This is a genomic window from Streptomyces mabaensis (assembly GCF_053763515.1).
In genome coordinates this window covers 147,486-167,550 of the sequence record NZ_JBSOPZ010000004.1, presented here as the reverse complement: position 1 = coordinate 167,550, position 20,065 = coordinate 147,486, and the positions used below count along the sequence as shown (strand labels likewise).

The 20,065-nt window shown below is 68.6% G+C and carries 17 protein-coding genes; 11 read left to right on the top strand and 6 right to left on the bottom strand.

The window, feature by feature from the left end:
• Positions 1-13: 13 nt before the first annotated feature.
• The 8 genes from ACWV17_RS05220 to ACWV17_RS05185 all read left to right on the top strand — a co-directional run bounded on the left by ACWV17_RS05220 (position 14) and on the right by ACWV17_RS05185 (position 10,217).
• Positions 14-937 carry an ABC transporter permease gene (locus tag ACWV17_RS05220; protein WP_455352657.1) on the top strand — a complete coding sequence of 308 codons (924 nt, stop codon included), beginning with the start codon at positions 14-16 and terminating at the stop codon, positions 935-937.
• On the top strand, positions 930-1,922 hold the full coding sequence (locus tag ACWV17_RS05215; protein WP_455358650.1) for an ABC transporter permease: 993 nt from the start codon (positions 930-932) through the stop codon (positions 1,920-1,922). The genes ACWV17_RS05220 and ACWV17_RS05215 overlap by 8 nt, the downstream gene beginning before the upstream one ends.
• A 67-nt stretch (positions 1,923-1,989) precedes the next feature.
• Positions 1,990-2,961, top strand: a complete 972-nt coding sequence (locus tag ACWV17_RS05210) for an ABC transporter ATP-binding protein (RefSeq protein WP_455358743.1) — start codon at positions 1,990-1,992, stop codon at positions 2,959-2,961.
• Entirely contained in the window at positions 2,954-4,060 is a 1,107-nt protein-coding gene (locus tag ACWV17_RS05205; RefSeq protein ID WP_455358649.1) for an ABC transporter ATP-binding protein, read from the top strand. The genes ACWV17_RS05210 and ACWV17_RS05205 overlap by 8 nt, the downstream gene beginning before the upstream one ends.
• 47 nt (positions 4,061-4,107) lie before the next feature.
• Complete coding sequence (locus ACWV17_RS05200; RefSeq protein ID WP_455358648.1) at positions 4,108-4,542, top strand: SseB family protein; 435 nt, start codon at positions 4,108-4,110, stop codon at positions 4,540-4,542.
• A complete protein-coding gene (locus ACWV17_RS05195) occupies positions 4,539-5,204 on the top strand; it encodes a hypothetical protein (RefSeq protein WP_455358647.1) in 666 nt (221 codons plus the stop codon). The genes ACWV17_RS05200 and ACWV17_RS05195 overlap by 4 nt, the downstream gene beginning before the upstream one ends.
• The gene (locus ACWV17_RS05190) at positions 5,204-9,931 is read left to right on the top strand and encodes a putative T7SS-secreted protein (RefSeq protein ID WP_455358646.1); all 4,728 of its coding nucleotides are present in this window, start codon (positions 5,204-5,206) and stop codon (positions 9,929-9,931) included. Before ACWV17_RS05195 ends, ACWV17_RS05190 begins: the two co-directional genes overlap by 1 nt.
• Positions 9,924-10,217 (top strand): hypothetical protein, encoded by a 294-nt coding sequence (locus tag ACWV17_RS05185; RefSeq protein ID WP_455358645.1) that lies wholly within the window; start codon positions 9,924-9,926, stop codon positions 10,215-10,217. Before ACWV17_RS05190 ends, ACWV17_RS05185 begins: the two co-directional genes overlap by 8 nt.
• Positions 10,218-10,256: 39 nt before the next feature.
• Here the strand turns inward: ACWV17_RS05185 and ACWV17_RS05180 are convergent, their stop codons facing one another.
• From ACWV17_RS05180 to ACWV17_RS05170, 3 genes are all read right to left on the bottom strand, one after another.
• A complete protein-coding gene (locus ACWV17_RS05180; protein WP_455358644.1) occupies positions 10,257-11,423 on the bottom strand; it encodes a serine hydrolase domain-containing protein in 1,167 nt (388 codons plus the stop codon).
• A 104-nt stretch (positions 11,424-11,527) separates the two neighbouring features.
• On the bottom strand, positions 11,528-11,929 hold the full coding sequence (locus ACWV17_RS05175) for a DUF397 domain-containing protein (RefSeq protein WP_455358643.1): 402 nt from the start codon (positions 11,927-11,929) through the stop codon (positions 11,528-11,530).
• A gap of 11 nt (positions 11,930-11,940) precedes the next feature.
• Positions 11,941-12,792 carry a helix-turn-helix domain-containing protein gene (locus ACWV17_RS05170; RefSeq protein ID WP_455358642.1) on the bottom strand — a complete coding sequence of 284 codons (852 nt, stop codon included), beginning with the start codon at positions 12,790-12,792 and terminating at the stop codon, positions 11,941-11,943.
• A gap of 234 nt (positions 12,793-13,026) precedes the next feature.
• On the opposite strand from ACWV17_RS05170, the gene ACWV17_RS05165 reads away from it, so the two are divergent.
• The 3 genes from ACWV17_RS05165 (at position 13,027) to ACWV17_RS05155 (ending at position 16,836) form a co-directional block, all read left to right on the top strand.
• Positions 13,027-13,473 (top strand): ATP-binding protein, encoded by a 447-nt coding sequence (locus tag ACWV17_RS05165; RefSeq protein ID WP_455352646.1) that lies wholly within the window; start codon positions 13,027-13,029, stop codon positions 13,471-13,473.
• Between the two features lie 186 nt (positions 13,474-13,659).
• On the top strand, positions 13,660-15,213 hold the full coding sequence (locus tag ACWV17_RS05160) for an alpha/beta fold hydrolase (RefSeq protein WP_455358641.1): 1,554 nt from the start codon (positions 13,660-13,662) through the stop codon (positions 15,211-15,213).
• A 12-nt stretch (positions 15,214-15,225) separates the two neighbouring features.
• Positions 15,226-16,836 carry an alpha/beta fold hydrolase gene (locus tag ACWV17_RS05155; RefSeq protein ID WP_455358640.1) on the top strand — a complete coding sequence of 537 codons (1,611 nt, stop codon included), beginning with the start codon at positions 15,226-15,228 and terminating at the stop codon, positions 16,834-16,836.
• A gap of 33 nt (positions 16,837-16,869) precedes the next feature.
• On the opposite strand, the gene ACWV17_RS05150 is transcribed toward ACWV17_RS05155, so the two are convergent.
• Genes ACWV17_RS05150 through ACWV17_RS05140 form a run of 3 tightly spaced genes read right to left on the bottom strand, consistent with a single transcriptional unit; the run spans position 16,870 to position 20,045 of the window.
• Positions 16,870-17,970 carry an ABC transporter ATP-binding protein gene (locus ACWV17_RS05150; RefSeq protein ID WP_455358639.1) on the bottom strand — a complete coding sequence of 367 codons (1,101 nt, stop codon included), beginning with the start codon at positions 17,968-17,970 and terminating at the stop codon, positions 16,870-16,872.
• A 5-nt stretch (positions 17,971-17,975) separates the two neighbouring features.
• The gene (locus ACWV17_RS05145) at positions 17,976-19,049 is read right to left on the bottom strand and encodes an ABC transporter ATP-binding protein (RefSeq protein ID WP_455358638.1); all 1,074 of its coding nucleotides are present in this window, start codon (positions 19,047-19,049) and stop codon (positions 17,976-17,978) included.
• Positions 19,050-19,067: 18 nt separating this feature from the next.
• Positions 19,068-20,045, bottom strand: a complete 978-nt coding sequence (locus ACWV17_RS05140; RefSeq protein WP_455358637.1) for an ABC transporter permease — start codon at positions 20,043-20,045, stop codon at positions 19,068-19,070.
• Positions 20,046-20,065 lie beyond the last annotated feature (20 nt).

Below are 20,065 nucleotides of genomic sequence, written 5' to 3'. Positions count from 1 at the left end.
GGGGGGCGGTCCGATGGGACGCTATGTGATCCGGCGGCTGCTGCAGATGATCCCGGTCTTCATCGGCACCACACTGCTGATCTTCCTGATGGTGAACGTGATGGGCGACCCCATCGCGGGGCTGTGCGGCGAGCGGGAGTGCGACCCCGCGACGGCGGCCCGGCTCCGCCAGGAGTTCGGCCTCGATATGCCGGTGTGGCAGCAGTACGTGACGTACATGGGCAACCTCTTCACCGGCGACTTCGGCACCGCCTTCAACGGCCAGAAGGTCACCGAGCTGATGGCCGACTCCTTCCCGGTCACCATCCGGCTCACCCTCGTCGCGATCGTCTTCGAGATCGTCCTCGGCATCTGCCTGGGCGTGGTGACGGGCCTGCGGCGCGGCCGCCCGGCCGACACCGGCGTGCTGCTCCTCACCCTGGTCGTCATCTCGATCCCGACCTTCGTCACCGGCCTGCTGCTGCAACTGCTGCTCGGGGTGAAGTGGGGCGTCATCAAGCCGTCGGTCTCCAGCGAGGCCACCTTCGACGAACTGCTCGTCCCCGGCCTGGTGCTCGCCTCGGTGTCGCTGGCGTACGTCATCCGGCTCACCCGTACCTCGGTCGCCGAGAACGCCCGCGCCGACTACGTCCGTACGGCCGTCGCCAAGGGACTCCCCAGACACCGGGTGATCAGCCGGCATCTGCTGCGCAACTCACTCATCCCGGTGGTCACCTTCATCGGTACGGACGTGGGCGCCCTGATGGGCGGGGCGATCGTCACCGAGCGGATCTTCAACATCCACGGCGTCGGCTACCAGCTCTACCAGGGCATCCTGCGGCAGAGTTCGCAGACCGTGGTCGGCTTCGTGACCGTGCTCGTGCTGGTCTTCCTGGTGGCCAACCTGATCGTCGACCTCTTGTACGCCGTTCTCGACCCGAGGATCCGGTATGCCTGAGCAGCCTCGCGAGTTCAGCGATGGAGCGATCGCCCCCACCGGCATGGGCGGCGCCATGGACCTGGCCGCTTCCGAGGCCGAGACCCTGGAGAAGCGCCCCGCGCCCGACGGCGGGCCGCGCGCGGCGGGGTCGGGGGAGAAGGCGCGCAGTCTCTGGTCGGACGCCTGGCGCGACCTGCGCCGCAACCCGATCTTCATCATCTCCGGCCTGATCATCGTCTTCCTGGTGATCATCTCGATCCGGCCCTCACTGATCGCGAGCGGCAACCCGCTCTCGTGCGACCTGGCCAAGGCCCAGGAGGGCTCCCAGCCCGGCCACCCCTTCGGCTTCAACGGCCAGGGCTGCGACGTGTACACGCGTACCGTCTACGGCGCCCGGACCTCCGTGACCGTGGGCGTCTGCGCCACCCTCGGCGTCGCGCTGCTCGGCAGCGTCCTCGGCGGGCTGGCCGGATTCTTCGGCGGCTGGTGGGACTCCGTACTGTCCCGCATCACCGACGTCTTCTTCGGCATCCCGGTGGTCCTCGGCGGACTGGTCTTCCTCTCCGTCATCACCAGCACCACCGTCTGGCCGGTCATCGGCTTCATCGTGCTGCTCGGCTGGCCGCAGATCGCCCGTATCGCCCGCGGCTCGGTCATCACTGCCAAACAGAACGACTACGTCCAGGCGGCGCGGGCGCTGGGTGCCGGCAACTCCCGGATGCTGCTACGGCACATCGCGCCGAACGCGGTGGCCCCGGTGATCGTCGTCGCGACCATCGCCCTCGGTACGTACATCGCGCTGGAGGCCACCCTGTCGTACCTCGGCGTCGGGCTGAAACCGCCGGCCGTCTCCTGGGGCATCGACATCTCCTCGGCCTCGGCGTACATCCGCAACGCCCCGCACATGCTGCTCTGGCCCGCGGGCGCGCTCGCGGTCACCGTCCTCGCGTTCATCATGCTCGGCGACGCGGTGCGCGACGCCCTCGACCCGAAGCTGAGGTGAGGTCCCGGTGAGCGCGGTGAACGGCGAGAAGGAGGTCCGGGCAGGCGGCGCACCTGAGGGCGGCGCACTGCTCGAAGTGCGCGACCTGCACGTGGAGTTCCGCACCCGCGACGGGATCGCCAAGGCCGTCAACGGAGTCAACTGCTCGGTACGCGAGGGCGAGACGCTCGCGGTGCTCGGCGAGTCCGGCTCCGGCAAGTCCGTCACCGCGCAGGCGGTCATGGGCATCCTCGACATGCCGCCCGGCCGGATCACGGGCGGCGAGATCCTCTTCCAGGGCCGTGACCTGCTGAAGCTCCGGGAGGACGAGCGGCGGGCCGTGCGCGGCGCCGGGATGGCGATGATCTTCCAGGACGCGCTGTCGTCGCTGAACCCGGTGCTGAGTGTCGGCGCGCAGCTCGGCGAGATGTTCACCGTCCATCGGGGCCTGTCCCGCAAGGACGCCCGGGGCAGGGCGATCGAGCTGATGGAACGGGTGCGCATCCCGGCGGCGAAGGAACGGGTGGGGGACTATCCGCACCAGTTCTCCGGCGGTATGCGCCAGCGCATCATGATCGCGATGGCACTGGCCCTGGAGCCCGACCTGATCATCGCGGACGAGCCCACGACGGCCCTGGACGTCACTGTCCAGGCGCAGGTCATGGACCTCCTGGCGGAACTCCGGCGCGAACTGCGCATGGGCCTGATCCTCATCACCCACGACCTGGGTGTCGTCGCGGACGTCGCCGACACGATCGCGGTGATGTACGCGGGCCGGATCGTGGAGACCGCCCCGGTGCACGAGATCTACCGGGCGCCGGCCCACCCGTACACCCGCGGACTGCTCGAATCCATCCCGCGCCTGGACCAGAAGGGCCAGGAGCTGTACGCGATCAAGGGCCTGCCGCCGAACCTGATGAACATCCCGCCCGGCTGCGCCTTCCATCCGCGCTGCCCGATGGCGCAGGACGTGTGCCGGACGGACGTGCCGCCGCTGTACGCCGTGTCGGAACAGCGCCGCAGCGCGTGCCACTTCTGGAAGGAGTGCCTCCATGGCTGAGCCTGCTGGGCTTGCTGAGCCTGCTCGGCCTGCTGAGCCTGCCGGGCCTGTTGCGGAGCCGCTTCTCGAAGTGCGGGGCCTGGTCAAGCACTTCCCGCTGACGCAGGGCATCCTGTTCAAGAGGCAGGTCGGCGCGGTCAGGGCGGTCGACGGGGTGGACTTCGACCTCGGCCGGGGCGAGACGCTCGGCATCGTCGGCGAGTCCGGCTGCGGCAAGTCGACAGTCGCGAGGATGCTGGTCAGCCTGGAGAAGCCGACGGCGGGCGTCATCAGGTACAAGGGCGAGGACGTCACCAGGCTGTCAGGGCGGGCGCTGAGAGCGGTCCGGCGGAACATCCAGATGGTGTTCCAGGACCCGTACACCTCGCTCAACCCCCGGATGACGGTCGGTGACATCGTCGGAGAGCCGTACGAGATCCATCCCGAGGTGGCCCCGAAGGGCGACCGGCGGCGCAAGGTCCAGGAGCTGCTGGACGTGGTCGGCCTCAACCCGGAGTACATCAACCGGTACCCGCACCAGTTCTCCGGCGGCCAGCGGCAGCGCATCGGCATCGCGCGGGGGCTGGCGCTCCGGCCGGAGATCATCGTGGCGGACGAGCCGGTGTCGGCGCTCGACGTCTCGGTCCAGGCCCAGGTCATCAACCTGCTCGACCAGTTGCAGAAGGAGTTCGACCTCTCGTACATCTTCATCGCCCACGACCTGTCGATCGTCCGGCACATCTCCGACCGGGTGGGCGTGATGTACCTCGGCCGCATCATCGAGATCGGCACGGACGAGCAGATCTACGACCACCCCACTCATCCGTACACGCAGGCGCTTCTCTCGGCGGTCCCGGTACCGGACCCGGCCGCCCGCGACCACCGCGAGCGCATCATCCTCGCAGGGGACGTCCCCTCCCCGGCGAACATCCCGTCGGGCTGCCGTTTCCGTACGCGCTGCTGGAAGGCCCAGGAGCGCTGCGCGCTGGAGGTACCGCTGCTGGCAGTGCCGGCGGAGTTCCGCCTGACGGAGGGCCCGGCGCACCACGACTCGGCGTGCCACTTCGCGGAGGAGAAGCATGTGGTGCCGGGGGAGGGGGAGTTGGGGGAGCCGCCTTGACCGGACCTTCGTTGCGATGGTGAAGGGGTGCGTGTGATCCTTCCGTCATGACTTCGAACGGGGACGGCATACGCCTGGCGGACGTGGTGGAGGCGGCGGGAGCACCTTCGGCTCCCCCGGATCCCATGGAAGCGCAGAAGCGGGCGCGGCGGGAGTTCGCGGCGCTGCTGGGGGAGTTCAGGCGTACGGCAGTACTGGTACCGCTCGACGCCGAAGGCGAGTTCTGGACCGCGGAGCGGGGCGGGATCCGCTGGATCTGCGCGTTCTCGGACGAACCTCACCTGGCGGCGTTCGCCCGAGCCCGGGGCGAGGGCGCGCGGGAGTGGACGTACGAACGCATCCTCGGCGCGCGGATCCTCGACGCGATGGTGCCTCTGGTCGACGGGCCGTGCGGCGTGGCCCTGGACGCGGGCGACGAGGACGGCGTCCTCTTCCCGCGGGTCGTCGGGATCGTGCCGGACGCGGTGGCGGTGGACGCATGAGCGGGCCGGATCCGGACCTGGCGGCGACCAACGAGGCGCTGGGCCTGATCGCCAAGGGTCTGACGGAGGCCCTCGCGGAACTGAAGGAACTGGGGATGATCGGCCAGGCCAGCATGGGCCGGGGCTTCTCCGACATCGCCCTGACGGGGATGGAGACCGGCAGCGCCGGGCTGACGGCGAAGTTCGGGACCTTCTGCGAGCGCTGGGAGTGGGGCGTACGCAGCCTGGTGCAGGAGGGCAACAACTTCGCGCGGCAGGTGGGGCTTTCGGCGGGCGTCTTCCACGAGCAGGAGACGTACATCCAGGGGGCGTTCAAGGTTGCGGTGAACGCGGGGATCGGCGACCCGTACGCGACCGAGGACGAGATCACCAAGAAGTCCTGGGGCGACGTGTTCGGCGACAACATGTACACGGACGACTTCGACCACAGTCAGGAGTCCTCCCGGGAGGCCCTGGCAAACGCGGCGCGGGGGTGGAAAGACGCCGGCCGCGACGTCGCCACGAGCGAGGTGGGGGCGCTGGACGCGGTCCAGCGGGGCATCGACGGGACGGGGATGCGCGACGAGTTCGACGCGCAGCTCGACGAGACCTTCGGCCCGTCGCCGGAGGCGCGGGCGCAGGCCGCACAGCAGCAGCGGGGCGGGGACGGGGGAGAAGGCTGATGGGCTGGAGGGACCTGGCCAACTCGGGCCTGGGAGCGCTCGAGGACGGCATTGATGTCGGAAAGAAGATCGTCGGCACGGGCATCGACATCGGTACCGACGTGGGTGGCGAAGCGCTCCGCGCGGTCGGGGCGGACGGAGTCGCCGACACCGTCGAGGACGCCGGCGACTACCTCGCGACCAACCTCGGCGCGGAGGTCGGTGAGCAGCAGCTCGGCCAGACCGAGCAGGCCAACGAACTGATCCACGGCTCACCCACGGCGATCCGCGAGAGCGCGAAGCACCTGAAGGACTTCTTCGGCGCCTTCGACCGGGTCGGCCAGGGGATGAGGGCGCTCGACTCCTCGCACTGGAAGGGCGAGGCGGCCACCGCGTTCCGCGACAAGTTCGCGATGCACCCGGCGAAGTGGATGCACGCGGCGGACGCGTGCGAGGCGGCGGGGCAGGCGCTGGACGCGTACGCGGACACGGTGATGTGGGCCCAGGAGAAGGCCCAGCAGGCGATCGACCTCTATCTGCAGGGCCGGGAGGCCTCCCAGAAGGCGGTCGCCGCATATGAGGACAAGGCTGACGCCTACGAGGCGGCGGCAGCGGCGGGCAAGGACCCGGGCCCGCCCCTGGCGGCCTTCCGGGACCCGGGCGAGAGCATGCAGGAGCGGGCCCAGGAGATCCTGGCGGAGGTACGCCGCCAGCGGAACACGGCGTCCGAGACGGTGCAGCGGGTGCTCGACGCGGCCCTGACCCACGCCCCGGCGGAACGGCCCCCGCTGGACCGGGCCGTCGACACCTTCCAGGACTTCAACGCGGCTGCCGGCGTGGAACTCCTCCACCTCGGCGCCGGCGTGGTCAAGGGCGCCGGCGGGATGGTGAACTTCGCGCGGGGCCTGAACCCGATGGACCTCCACAACATCAAGAACCCGGCCGCGTTCATGGAGAACGCGAGCATGACGCTGTCGGGCCTGGTCTCGACGGCCGCGCAGCCGGAGCGCGCCCTGACGCAGGCGTGGGAGACCTTCAAGAAGGACCCGCTGGAGTTCGCCGGCCGGATGCTCCCGGAAGCGGTAGGCCCGAAGGGCGCGGGCCTCGCGAAGCGGCTCGCGGGGCGAGGAGCGGGCCGGGGCGGGAGCGCGGTGGACGGGCCGAAGGGCCCGCGTAGCGACACCGAAGCCAATGGCCCGAACAACCACAGCCGGAAGGAGAAGACCGAGGTCAAGGACCCGGTCGACGCGGCCACCGGCCGGATGACGCTCACGCAGACCGATGCGTCGCTGCCTGGCGCACTGCCGTTGGTATTCACCAGGTGCTACGAGTCGTCGTACCACTCGGGACGATGGCTGGGGCCGAGCTGGGCGAGCACGGCCGACCAGCGACTGGAGATCGACTCCGAAGGCGTCATCTTCGTCCGCGAGGACGGCCTGCTGCTGTGCTACCCGCACCCCGCCCCTGGTGTACCCACACTCCCCTTCGAGGGTCCACGCTGGCCGCTGGACCGCGAGGTGGACGGCGGCTACCGGGTCAGTGACCCGGTTACCGGCCAGGTCTGGCACTTCGCCGACCACGGTGACGAATTGGCGTTGCTGGAACAGATCGACGACCGGAACGGCCGCTGGATCACCTTCGAGTACGACGAGTCAGGCGCCCCGACGGGCATCGTCCACCACGGCGGCTACCACCTACGCATCACGACGGAAGCGGACCGAATAACGGCGCTCCACCTGGTGGGTGGCGGTGAGGACGGATCCGACACGGAGCTGATCCGTTATGGCTACGAGAACGGAAACCTGGCGGAGATCTACAACTCCTCAGGGAAGCCGCTGCGGTTCGGCTACGACGAGCGCGCCCGCATGATCTCGTGGACCGACACCAACGACAGCCACTACGACTTCGTCTATGACGAGCTGGATCGCTGCGTCTACCAGTCGGGCACGGCGGGCCACATGCGGAACAGCTTCGACTACGACGCACGCGACGAGGCGACCGGCCTGCGCGTCACAGCGGTCACGGATTCACTCGGCCACACCACGCGCTACCTGGTGAACGAGACCCTTCAGGTGGTCGCGGAGATCGACCCATTGGGCGCGGTCACCCGCTTCGAGCGCGACCGCTACGAACGCCTCCTGTCGGTCACGGACCCGCTGGGGCACACAACCACGATCACGTACGACGAGGCGGGCAACATCGTCTCCCTCACTCGCCCGGACGGCTATGGGACAGCCGCCAACTACAACGCATTCGGGTTGCCCACGACAGTGCTCGGGGTTGACGGAGCGACCTGGCGCCACACCTACGACGAAGTCGGTAATCGCACGTCGTCCACTGATCCTTTGGGGGCAACGACACGCTTCGAATATGACGAAGCGGGGCTTCTCATCGAAGTGATCGACGCCCATGACAACGTCACCAGGATCACGCGTGACAAAGCCGGCCTTCCCATGACCATCGTTGACCCACTGGGATCTGTCACGAGCTATGCGCGTGACGCTCTTGGCCGCCCCGCCCGGATTACGGATCCGCTTGGCAGCACGAGGTTGCTGAAGTGGTCGGTGGAAGGCCAGCTCCTGCACCTCATCGGTCCGGACGGCTCGGAGCAGTCGTGGGCTTACGACGGCGAAGGCAACTGCATCGCCCACACCGACGCACGGGGCCGTACGACAACGTTCGAGTACACCCATTTCGACATGCTCACCGCCCGAACTGGACCGGACGGCGCACGACAGGAGTTCATCCACGACACCGACCTCCGGCTTCTTCGTGTCCAGAACGCGCAGGGCTTGAACTGGAGCTACGCCTATGACGCGGCTGGACGGCTTGTGTCCGAGACGGACTTCGACGGGCGAACTCTCACATACGAACATGATGCGGTGGGGCAACTCACGTCACGGACCAATGCCCTGGGCCAGACCGTGCGCTTTCAGCGCGATGAACTCGGCAACGTCACCCTCAAGGACGCGGGAGGAGTAGTCACCCGCTACCAGCACGACAGGAAAGGACGTTTGATCCAGGCGGTGAGTCCGAGCGCGGCGCTGTCTTATACCCGCGACCGCCTCGGTCGAATCACCTCGGAAACCAGCAACGGCCGGGCCCTGAGGAACCGCTACGACTCGATCGGTAGGCGCTCCACCCGGACGACCCCCGCCGGATCGGTCACCAACTGGACGTACGATGCCGCCGGCCGCACCATCGAACTGGCTGCAGCAGGACACACATTCACCTTCGAGCACGACGCGGTGGGTCGCAAAGTGACCCGCCAACTCGATGGCACCATCACCCTGACCCACGCTTTCGACCCAGCAGGACGCCTCACCGAACAACTGGTTACAGGAACCGGCGGTCACGCGATCCAGCAGCGCGCGTACACCTATGGCGCGGACGGCAATCTCACCGGTATCGACGACCAACTCTCTGGGGGCCGCCGCTTTGATCTAGACGTGGCAGGCCGGGTCACGGCGGTGCACGCCACTGGCTGGACCGAGCGTTACGCCTACGACGAGGCAGGTAACCAGAGCGTCGCTTCCTGGCCTGCTTCGCACCCCGGTCAGGAGGCCATCGGCCCCCGGACTTACTCCGGCACCCGTATCACACGCGCAGGCACCATTCGGTACGAACACGATGCCCAGGGCCGGATCATCCTGCGTCAGAAGATGCGACTCTCGCGTAAGCCGGACACCTGGCTATATACATGGGATGCAGAGGACCGCCTCACCTCTGTCACGACCCCGGACGGTATGGTCTGGCGCTACGCCTACGACCCCCTCGGTCGCCGGATTTCCAAGCAGCGCCTGGCGCCCGACGGCGCAACAATTATGGAGCAAGTCGACTTCACTTGGGACGGCGCCAACCTTTGTGAACAAATCACGCGCTCCGCTGACCTTCCGCATCCGATCATTCTCACTTGGGACCACGACGGCCTGCACCCCCTTGCTCAGGCCGAACAAATTGCAGCAGCTGATGCGTCACCGCAGGAAGTCGATCGCCGCTTCTTCGCCATTATCACTGATCTGGTCGGTACTCCGACCGAACTTATAGACGAGCATGGCGAAATCGCCTGGCGCACCCGGGCCGCCACCTGGGGTGCTACGGCTTGGGCGGCGACAAGTACCACATACACCCCTCTTCGCTTCCCTGGCCAATACTTCGACCCTGAAACCGGTCTCCACTATAATTTCTACCGGCACTATGACCCTGAGACTGGGCGCTACATCTCTCCAGATCCCCTGGGCCTCGTGCCGGCGCCCAACCCCACCACCTATGTAGTCAACCCCCACACCTGGGCCGATCCCCTCGGGCTCGCGCCCTGCCCAGAAGAGGAGCACCTATTTCGCGGGACCACGCGCGGATACGATGGGAGCCCAGGAACCCAAGATGTTGGCGTTACCCCTACATCGACCGACCCGGGCGTGGCGACCGTCTTTGCAACACATTCAGAGCCGTTTGGTGATGCAATCGTGCAGCTGTTCCCCCGCAGTGCTCTCGGCGATGTTCCGTCCTTCAACGGCTATATACGCGCGGAAGCCGAGGTCGGGCTAGAAATCCCCGCATCAGAATTGACGAAAAGGGCAAGCGCTCAAATCCCCGCATCTGTAGCACGCGACATTCTGCAGGGGATGGGGATTCATATACCGAGACGCATTGCGTTTGCCGACATTAGTCCACTCCTCAATGAGATTCCAAAACTCTCTCCCGAGCAGATCACCCAATTCATCAAGGAGGCCTACCGCTATGAGTGACGCGGTAGCGAAACTGCAGATCGAATCGATCGAACGCCGATCGGCCAGAGATGCCGTCTGCATAGTCAGGTGCATTGCAGGAATTGCTCGACCGGGGCAGCGGTTCACGGTCCAGGAGGGCCCTACGATAGAAGGTGTTTCAGAGTCGCTGCACATGTCATGGGTAGATAGATACGGCAGACGAGTGGAGATCCTGGATCCACCCCATGCCGCCAAGGTTCTTTTGGTGGGTGCCCAGGTGGAGGATCTGAAGGCCGGGCAGACACTCACCATCGAGAGTCGCTGACGCCGCGCAAGGGGCATAGTTCCCCCGTACGTGCTGCGGCTACAGCGCGCTGTACGCCGCGTCGATCAGGGTCATCTTGCGGGGGTCGTTCGCGATGTGGGGGCCCATGCGGTTCATCACGTAGCCCAGGCTGAGGCCCGTCTCCGGGTCCGCCAGGCCGCAGGAGCCGCCGAAGCCGTCGTGGCCGAACGCGCGGGGGTTGGGGCCGTACGACGCGTTCGGGCCGCTCAGCCAGAGGCCCAGGGCGACCTCCGTGTCGTGGGCGAAGCCCGCGCCCAGGACCAGGTCCCGGCACGCGCCCTGGCCCTCGCGGGCGCGTTCCGCGGCCTCGACCGAGAGGACGCGGTGGTCGCCCGCGCGGCCCCGCTGGGCCAAGATGCCGTACAGCGCGGCGACCGCCCGGGCCGTGCCGTGGCCGTTCGCGGCGGGGATCTGGGCCGCACGCCACGCCGGGGTGTTGGCGTCGGTCGCGCCGACGAGCGGGTTGGCCAGGGCGGACAGGGCGACCGGCAGCAACTGGGCGAAAACCGCCGCCTGTTCGCTCGCCTCCGCGGCGCGCGGGTGTACGAGCTCGGCCGCGCGGCCGGCCTCCTTCTCCGGCAGCCCGATCGTGAAGTCGATCCCGAGCGGGCCGGTCACCTCCTGGTGCAGGAACTCGCCCGGCAGCAGACCCGTGACGCGCCGGATCACCTCGCCCACCAGGAAGCCGTACGTCATGGCGTGGTAGCCGGACTGCGTGCCCGGCTCCCACCACGGCTCGGTTGCCGCGAGGCGCGCGGTGGTCAGCTCCCAGTCGTAGAGGTCGGAGAGGGTGTGCGTCTCGCGCAGTCCGGCCAGGCCCGCGCGGTGGGAGAGGAGATGGCGTACGGGGAGCGCGTCCTTGCCGGCGGCCCCGAACTCCGGCCAGTACGTGGCCACCGGCGCGTCCAGGTCGAGCAGCCCGCGGTCGGCGAGGATGTGCGCGCAGAGTGCGGTGGATCCCTTGGTCGTCGACCACACGTTGACCAGGGTCTCCCGCTCCCACGCCCGGCTGCGCGCGGCGTCGGCCCAGCCGCCCCACAGGTCGACCACGGTCTCGCCGCCGAGCTGTACGGACACGGCCGCCCCTAGCTCGTCACGGTCGCGGAAGTTCGCCTCGAAGGCGGCGCGCACCGCGGCGAACCGTTCGTCACAGTGGCCTTCGATCTGCGGCACGGGCTCGGTCATGGGGTCCCTCCATCGTCGCCTCAGCGCTGCTTGGCTGGCATGCAACGTACCGACTGGTCGGACTGTCGGGTAGAGGGCGGGGACTCTCCGGCCGGGAGTTTTCGTCAGGCCGAGGTCCTGGGCGGTGCGCCGGCCTTGATCGCGGCTATCAGCGCGCGCACCGCGCGGGGTGTGGTCGTGAGGGCCGTGCCCGGCGCCTCGCTCTCGCGGAGGTGGACCCCGGTCCGGGATGCGCCCAGTTCCACGCAGTTGTTGTCGTCGCCCGTTCCGGAGAACGAGGACTTCTGCCATTGGGTCGATGAGGAACGGGGGGCGGCTGACTGGGCGAACCTGCCGGTCTTGATGGCGCCTATGAGGGCGCGTACGGAAGGAGTGGTGAGAACAGAGGCCGGGCGGTCGCTCTCGCGGAGGTGGATGCCGGCCGGAGTTGCGGCGAGTTCCACGCAGTCGTCGCCGGAACCGCCGCCTGAGAATGAGGACTTCTGCCACCGGAGTGATGACGACACGCTGGGCCCCTTCAGAGTTCCTGATTGATGCGGTTGATGAGGTCGCGGGAGGCTCTCTCCGACAAGGCCGATTGCCTCGTCCGGTCATATCGAGCTCGGTACTGGTTGAGCCGGGCCTCGGCGTCGAAGAAGACGCCACCGTGTCCCGTATCGACCTGGACAGTGTCGAGCTGTGGCACGGCACCGCTGACGTAGAGCATCGAGTAGCCGGCCCCGGCGAAGTCCTCGGAGTCGAACGGAATGACCTGGACGGCAACATGGTCCAGCTCGGACAGGTCCAGGATGCGGTCGAGTTGGGCGCGAATCGCCTTGCGGCCGCCCACGTGGAAGCGGAGAGCCGCTTCATGGATGACTGCCTCGAACTGGGTGGCGGACTCTCGGGAAATGATCTGCTGGCGGCGCATGCGGAACGCGACGTGTGCGTCGACGTCCGGCTGAGGCCAGTCCGGTGAGACGTACCGGAAAGCGGCCCGCATGTGGTCCTCGGTCTGGAACAGGCCCGGGACGTGCACGACTTGGAGCGTGCGGATGTGTGTCGCGTGCTGCTCCAGCTCGGCCAAGTCGAGTGCCGCGGGTGCGACCGCGCCCCGGTACTCCTCCCACCATCCCTTGCCGCGTTCACCGGCCATGGCGACCAGTGCGTCGATGAACGCCGTGTCGTCGCAGGCGCAGTGGGCCGCGAGGCGGCGGATGCGGTCCTCGCTGATGCCGCTGCGACCCGCCTCCACGTGGCTCATCTGCATGGGATTCGAGCCCAGCAGGGCGGCGGCGCTGCGCGCCGTGACGTTCGCGCGCTCGCGCATCTTGCGCAGCTCGGCGCCCAGGCGTTCCTGCCGGGCGGTGGGGTTGCTTCTCGGCGGCATGCGTCCCTTCCCGTAGCGACACCTGAGCGGCTGTGCGCCAAGCATGGCACGGGTCCCCGGCGAGGGTGAATATCCGCCACAAGGTTGCGCCACCGCAACCTTGCGCCCTACCTTCTGTAGTGCAACGAACGCACACGGTTGCGGCAGTTGGAAGAGCACCCGTCTGTCCGGACGCGGCGGGCATCGCCACCGGCCGGTCGCAACGACCCACACCCCCCACGGAGTTGATACCCCATGCCCGAAACCTGGCCACCCGACGGGCTCGGCGTTCCGCATTCGTACACCCTCTTCTGTCCGCCGCTCGAGACCTCGCCCCGCATAGCCCGTGACTTCGTGGCTTCCGTCCTTCGCTCCCAGCAGCTCGACGCCCTCATCGACGCCGCGACGATCTGCACCTCCGAGCTCGTCACCAACGCCTGCGTGCACGCCAAGGGCATCGGCTCGCTGTTATGGCTCTCCGTCGCGACCGCCCGCATCCGCGTCACCGTGTACGACGGCGACGCCCAGCCGCCCGTCATACGGGACATGGACGCCGACGGCGAGGGCGGGCGGGGGCTCTGGATGGTGGAGGTGCTGACCGACGGGCGGTGGGGCGCCGGGCCGGGGGCGCCGCTCGGTGTGGGGGGACGGGACGGCAAGGGGGTGTGGTTCGAGCTCGGCCCGGCGGGCCTGGGCCCCTAGTTGTGCTGTCCCGGGACGTTGGTGACGGGCGACATGCGCCTTGTGGGGGCTTGAACACGGGTTGCGACCGCTCCGCATGCGCGCGAACGCGCCACCCGGTAGCGTCGAAAAGGCGCGTTCCGCCCAAACCGCTGCGGCCTGGCCTCGGCAGGGCCGCTGTCGATGTCGGCAGAGGAACGAGGTCACATGCCAAAGCACAGCATCACCGCGGTGACTGCCGCGGCCGCTCTGGTCTGCCTGGCAGCAATCGGCCCCACACCCAGCAGCGCCGCGTCACCACCCGCCCAGTCCGCAGGGCCCAGCCCGGCAGCCCCGTCCCAGTTCGTGCCCGGCCCCTGTCCGAAGCCGCCCGAGCCCATCGAAGCGCTGAGCGACGCACGGTGCGGCTTCCTCGAGGTCCCCGAGAACCGCTCCCGCCCCGGTGGCCGGACCATCAAGCTGGCCGTGGCGGTCATTCCGGCTGGCACCCCTGCGAAGCCCGCACAGGACCCGGTGGTGTTCATGGCGGGCGGCCCCGGTGCCGACACGTTCGACGACATTCCGTTCCTCATCGACTCCGGCCTGAACAAGGACCGCGAACTGATCATCATGGCCCAGCGCGGGAACCTCTACGACCAGCCGAAGCTCGCCTGCCCGGAGATCGACCGGTTCAACGCGCAGGCCGTGGGCCTGGGCTACGACGCAAAGCGGGCGGAACAGCTCATGCTGAAGGCGGTGAAGGAGTGCCGGGACCGTCTGACGGCCGACGGCGTCGACCTGAGTGCCTACAACAGCACCGAGAACGCCGCGGACTTCGCCGACCTGCGCAAGGCGCTGAACATCCCCCAGTGGAACGTCTACGGGTACTCCTACGGCAGCGACCTGGCGCTCACGTACCTGCGCCTGCACCCCGAGGGAATCCGCGCGGTGGCGATCGACTCGATCACACCTCCCCAGAGCGCGGTCCTGCCGTGGGGATGGAGCAGCGCCGCTGAGGGAATCCACAACATCTTCGAGGCGTGCGCGGCGCAGCCCGCCTGCAAGGACCGGTACCCGGACCTGCCCCAACTGCTGACGGACCAGGTGCGCAAGCTGGAGGCACAGCCCCTGACGCTGAACGTCACGCCGCAGGACGGAGGGAAGCCGGTCAAGACCGTCCTCGACGGGGGCGCGCTGCTGAATCTGATCGTCGCCTTCACTCCCCGACCCAAGGACATGCCCGCAGCGCTCGAGGAACTCAGCAAGGGGAACCCGGAGCGCTTCGCGCAGGCCCGTGCGGCCGGCTCGGTCCAGAAGGTCGGCGAGTTCGCGCACGGCCTGACGAACTCGATCGCGTGCAGTGAATGGGCTCCGGGGTACTCGGAATCCGACGTGCTGAAGGCCGGGCAGAAGGCCTTCCCCGGGTGGCCGGACACGGTCCTGGCCCAGCCGCCGCAGCTGCCCTTCCAGTACCCGGTGTGCGGGATCTGGAACGTTCCGGACCGTGCGAAGGTCCAGCGAGTGGCCACGGTCAGCTCGGTGCCGGCGCTCGTCATCTCCGGCACGTTCGACGTGAAGACCGGGGCGAGTTGGGCGAAGGGCGTGGCCCGCAACCTGTCCAACTCGACCTCCGTGCAGGTCCCCGGAATCGGCCACTGGGTGGTCCCGCAGTCGCCTTGCGCGCAACGCGTGCTGGCCTCGTTCCTCGCTCGCCCGACCGCGCCCGACACCAGTTGCGTGGACGATCTCGAGCCCGAACCGTTCACGATCATTCCGAAATGACCGGGAGGGCAGATGACACTCCACCAAGCGCCCCGTCGTCGGCGCACCGCACGACGACTCCTGCCCTCGTCAGCCGCCATGGCGACCGGTCTCCTCGTCACCGGCCTGCTCACAGCGCCCGCCCAGGCGCAGTCCCGCACCGACACCAGCCCCAGCCCAGGAGCGCCGATCGGCACGACCGCCCGGACGGTGGGCGACGCCCGCTACGAGCCGGGCCCGTGCCCGAAGACGCCGGAACCGATCGCCGAGCTCAAAGGGGCCCGCTGCGGAACGCTCACCGTGCCTGAGAACCGCGCCAAGCCAAGCAGCAAAACGATCAGACTCAGTGTCGCGATCGTGCCCGCCGCGGCCGACACACCGAAACCCGACCCCATCGTGTGGCTCGCGGGCGGACCCGGGGACGACGCGGTCGGGGAGGCGAAGATGGCGATCGACGGCGGCCTGAACCGCGACCGCGACGTGATCCTCATGTCCCAGCGCGGTACGTACTCGGCCGAGCCGAACGTCCTCTGCCCCAATATCGACGAGTTCAACGCACGCGCGGTCGGCCTCGTCTACGACGCGCCGTCCACCGAGCGCCTGCACGTCGAGGCCACGAAGGCCTGCCACGACCGGCTGGCGGCCCGCGGGATCGACCTCAGTGCCTACAACGACACCGAGAGCGCGGCCGATTACAACGACCTGCGCACCGCGCTCGGCATCAAGCAGTGGAACCTGTACGCCATCTCGTACGGCACCCACCTGGCGCTGGTCTACATGCGCCTGCACCCCGAGGGGCTCCGCTCGGTGGGCCTCGACGGCATACTGCCGCCGTCCAGAGCCGGGTCAGCCATGACCTGGAGCAGCGCCCGGCAGGGCTTCGACGGCCTGTTCAAGGCCTGCGCGGACCAGCCGGCGTGCAACAAGCGCTACCCGAACCTGTCGGCCACCTTCGAGAAGCTCGTCCGCGACCTGGAGGCCAAGCCAGTCACCACCACCGTCAGGCTCCCCGGCAACGACAAGCCGGTGAAGGTCGTACTGGACGGCGGAGCCCTGGTGAACTGGATGACCTCCGCCACCCACGTGGCGCCCCAGGTACCCATCGCCCTCGACGAGCTGGCGAACGGCAAGCCGCAGCGGATCGCCCAGCAGTGGGCGGGCGGCAAGCTCAGTCCCCAGGCCATGGGAAGGGTTGCGCACGGTCTCGTCTACGGCGTCTTCTGCAGCGAGTGGACGCCGTACGAGAGCCAGGAGGAGGCGCTCAAGGGCGGACAGGAAGCGTTCCCGTCGTTCCCCCGCTCGGTGCAGGCCCAGGCTCCGCAGCTCACCTTCCTCCGCCCGGACTGCGACGTCTGGAACGTGCCCGCGGCGGCGCCCTCGATCCGGGACGTCACGCGCGGCGACATCCCCACCCTCGCCCTGTCGGGCAGCTTCGACGCCCAGACCGGGGCGGACAACGGGCCGTACGTCGCCCGTACGCTGAGCAAGGCCAAGGTCGTCACGGTCCCCTACGAGCCGCATGTGGTGTTCGCCACGTCGGAGTGCGCCCAGGAGATCGCCGTCTCGTTCTTCGACACCCCGGCCGCGCCGAAGACCGAATGCCTGAAGAGCCTGGAGCCGCCTGAGTTCGAGATCGGGCCCTGAAACCGGGCCGTTGCCCCGGGGTCCTGGGCGAGGTCAGTTCGGTACCGTCGTGCTGATCACGTCCTGGCCCCGCGCCGCCGTCGTCGGGTCCTCCGGGAAGTGGCACGCCGTCAGGTGGCCCTCAGCGTTGCCCCCGATCCGTACCAGCGGCGGTTCCTCCGCCGCGCACTTCTCCTGCGCCTTCCAGCAGCGCGTGCGGAAGCGGCAGCCCGACGGCGGGTGGACCGGCGACGGTACGTCTCCCGCCAGGCGGATGCGCTCGCGCGGCTCGGAATCCGCTTCCCCGCCCACCGTGGCCTCCGGGACTGCCGAGAGCAAAGCGTGCGTGTACGGATGGCGGGGGCGGGTGTAGATCGACGCGCGGTCGCCCACCTCCACCACCTTGCCGAGGTACATCACCGCGACCCGCTGCGAGAAGTGCCGGACCACCGCCAGGTCGTGGGCGATGAACAGGAACGCGATGCCCAGCTCCCGCTGGAGCTGCTGGAGGAGGTTGACCACCTGCGCCTGGATCGAGACATCGAGCGCCGAGACCGGCTCGTCCGCCACGATCAGCCTCGGCTGGAGCGCCAACGCGCGTGCGACGCCGATCCGTTGGCGCTGGCCGCCGGAGAACTCGTGCGGGAAGCGGTTGAAGTGCTCCGGGTTGAGGCCGACGATGTCGAGGAGCTCGCGGACGCGCCTCTCGTGGCCGCCCGGCGGGCTGATGCCGTTGATCTCCATCGGGCCCGCGATGATCGCGCCGACCGTCTGCCGCGGATTGAGCGACGCGTACGGGTCCTGGAAGATCATCTGGATCTCGGAGCGGATGGGCGCGAGCTGCTTGCGCGTCGCGTGGGTGATGTCCCGGCCCCGGTAGACGATCCGGCCCGAGGTCGGCTCCAGCAGACGGGTCAGCAGCCGCCCCGTCGTCGACTTGCCGCACCCCGACTCCCCGACCAGGCCGAAGCTCTCGCCCGCCCGCACGGTCAGGTCGACTCCGTCGACCGCCTGCACCGCACCCACCCGCCGTTTGAACGGGAAGCCCGCCAGGATCGGGAAGTGCTTCCTGAGCGACTCGGCCCGGAGCAGGATCTCCCCCGGTGCCGGAGGGGCGTCGTCGCGCGGCGTGGGGAGCGTGACGTCGTTGGTCATGGGTCTCACTCTCCCTGGCCCAGCCTGGGCTTGATCTGCTCGGTGAAAAGGGACCGCTTCTGCTCGGCGGTGAGGTGACAGGCCGCGCCCCGCCCGGCAGAAGGGAGCTCCGGGCGCTCGTCCGTGCACCGCGTACCGCCGGCCTCCGCCACGAATCCGCAGCGCGGATGGAACGGACAGCCGGGCGGCGGTGCCAGCAGGCTCGGCGGCGCGCCCGGGATCGGTGCCAGTGGCGTGTCCACGTCCGAGGTCAGGCGCGGCATGGAGCTCAGCAGGCCCCAGGTGTACGGGTGCCGGGGCGCGCTCAGCACCTCCCGTACCGCACCGCGCTCGACCGCCCGGCCCGCGTACATCACCAGCAGGTCGTCCGCCGTGTCGGCGACGACGCCCAGGTCGTGGGTGATGAGGATGATCGCCGAGCCGTACTCCTGCTGGAGGTCCTTGAGCAGGTCGAGGATCTGTGCCTGCACGGTGACGTCGAGCGCGGTCGTCGGCTCGTCCGCGATCAGCAGCTCCGGGTTGCAGACCAGCGCCATCGCGATCATCGCGCGCTGCCGCATGCCCCCGCTGAACTGGTGCGGATAGTCGTGCGCCCGCAGTCTCGGCTGCGGAATGCCGACCTTCTCCAGCATCTCCACCGCCCGCGACCAGGCCTCCCGCTTCGAGGCGCCGGTGTGCTTGCGGTACGGCTCCGAGATCTGCCGGCCGATCGTGTAGTACGGCGAGAGCGCCGTCAGCGCGTCCTGGAAGATCATGGCGGCCTTGTTGCCGCGCAGCCGCCCGAGCGTCCGCTCGTCCGCCCCGGTCATCTCCTGGCCGTCCAGGATGATCTCGCCCCGGGTCCGGGTGCTCCGCGGGTCGTGCAGGCCCAGTACGGACAGGCTGGTCACGGACTTCCCGGAGCCCGACTCCCCGACGATGCCGAGCGTGCGGCCGCGTTCCACGTCGAAGGAGAGCCCGTCGACGGCCTTGACCGTGCCGTCCTCGGTCGAGAAGTGGACGTACAGATCGCGTACGGAGAGGAAGGCGCGGTCGGCCGGGGCGGGCGGGGTGCTCTCCGTCTTGGTCAGGATGGTCACGCTGTTGTTCCCCTCGGCCTAGGCCAGTCGTACCCGCGGGTCGAGCGTGGCGTACACGGCGTCCACGACGATGTTGAAGAAGACGATGGTCGTGGCGCTGATCAGCATCACGCCCATCAGCATCGGCAGGTCGGTGAGCTGTACGGACTCGACGGCGAGGCGCCCCACGCCGTGCAGCGTGAAGGTGTACTCCGTGATCATCGCGCCGCCGAACAGCGAGCCCAGATCCATCCCGAAGATGGTGATGATCGGGGCGACCGCGCCGCGCATCGCGTAGCGGAAGAAGACCGTACGGCCGGACATGCCCTTGGCCCGGGCGGCCCGGACATGTTCCTCCTGGAGCTGTTCGACCATCAGGGAGCGGGTCATCCGGCTATAGTTGGCGACGAAGATCATGGACAGGACGAGCCAGGGCAGCAGCATCCCGGCGAACCACTTGCCCGGATTCTCGGTGAAGGAGTGGTACGCGGGCTGCTCCATGACCCCGAGGTTGCTGACGAACAGGGCGAGGCACAGCACGCCGACGAAGTAGATCTGCATCGACGATCCGAGCAGCGACAGCGAGCTGAAGACCTTGTCGAGCCAGGTGCCGCGCCGCGCGGCCGCGAGCAGGCCGATGCCGACGCCGACGGTCAGGAAGACGGCCGCACCGCCGAGCGCGAGCGAGAGGGTGGTCGGGAACCGGTCGACGATCGTGCCCCAGACCGGCTCCTGGCTGACGAAGGAGTAGCCGAAGCAGGGCGCGTCGCAGTGCCCGACGGCGAAGTCGCGCCCGGCGAAGATCCCCACCATGAAGTCCCCGTACTGCACCGGAACCGGCCGGTCGAGACCGAGGTTCTTGTTGATGATCTCGAGCGCCGCCGGATCGCAGTTCTTCCCGCAGGCGAGCCGGGCGGGTTCGGCGGGCAGTGCGAAGAAGAGGAAGAAGGTGACCGCGCTGATCACCAGCAGGATGACGAGGGCGCCGAGGGTTCGGCGGGCGAGGAATCTCAGCATGGGAGTCTCAGCATGGGTCA